Consider the following 469-nt stretch of genomic DNA (forward strand, 5'->3'; position numbering starts at 1 on the left):
TAGGATTTGAGAACTTTTAATTTGAATAACAACGCATATCAAAGATATGGGGATTGTTGTTATTCGTCAGCTTTCCAAATTGTTAAAGAGCAAGTTTCTTTCGAAACCATTTTTAAGAACACTCAAGCAAGTATGCTTAAAGATGGTGGGCGATACCGGGCTCGAACCAGTGACCCCCTGCTTGTAAGGCAGGTGCTCTCCCAACTGAGCTAATCGCCCATCGAATCAAGAATGGTGGAGCTAAGCAGGATCGAACTGCTGACCTCCTGCGTGCAAGGCAGGCGCTCTCCCAGCTGAGCTATAGCCCCATATCTTGAGAAAATGGTGGGTCGTGCAGGATTCGAACCTGCGACCAATTGATTAAAAGTCAACTGCTCTACCAACTGAGCTAACGACCCAATGGTATCCCGTAGGGGAGTCGAACCCCTGTTACCGCCGTGAAAGGGCGGTGTCCTAGGCCTCTAGACGA

General features: G+C 48.2%; 4 tRNA genes. All 4 read right to left on the bottom strand.

Annotated elements, in window-relative coordinates:
• Positions 1 to 143 precede the first annotated feature (143 nt).
• The 4 genes from QTN95_RS21090 to QTN95_RS21105 all read right to left on the bottom strand — a co-directional run bounded on the left by QTN95_RS21090 (position 144) and on the right by QTN95_RS21105 (position 468).
• Positions 144 to 219 (bottom strand) — tRNA-Val (locus QTN95_RS21090).
• Between the two features lie 13 nt (positions 220 to 232).
• Positions 233 to 308 (bottom strand) — tRNA-Ala (locus QTN95_RS21095).
• Positions 309 to 322: 14 nt separating this feature from the next.
• Positions 323 to 398, bottom strand: a tRNA-Lys gene (locus QTN95_RS21100).
• 2 nt (positions 399 to 400) lie between these two features.
• Positions 401 to 468, bottom strand: a tRNA-Glu gene (locus QTN95_RS21105).
• Between the last annotated feature and the right edge of the window lies 1 nt (position 469).

Origin of the sequence: Vibrio sp. M260112, from assembly GCF_036533775.1 — a bacterium.
Classification (GTDB): domain Bacteria; phylum Pseudomonadota; class Gammaproteobacteria; order Enterobacterales; family Vibrionaceae; genus Vibrio.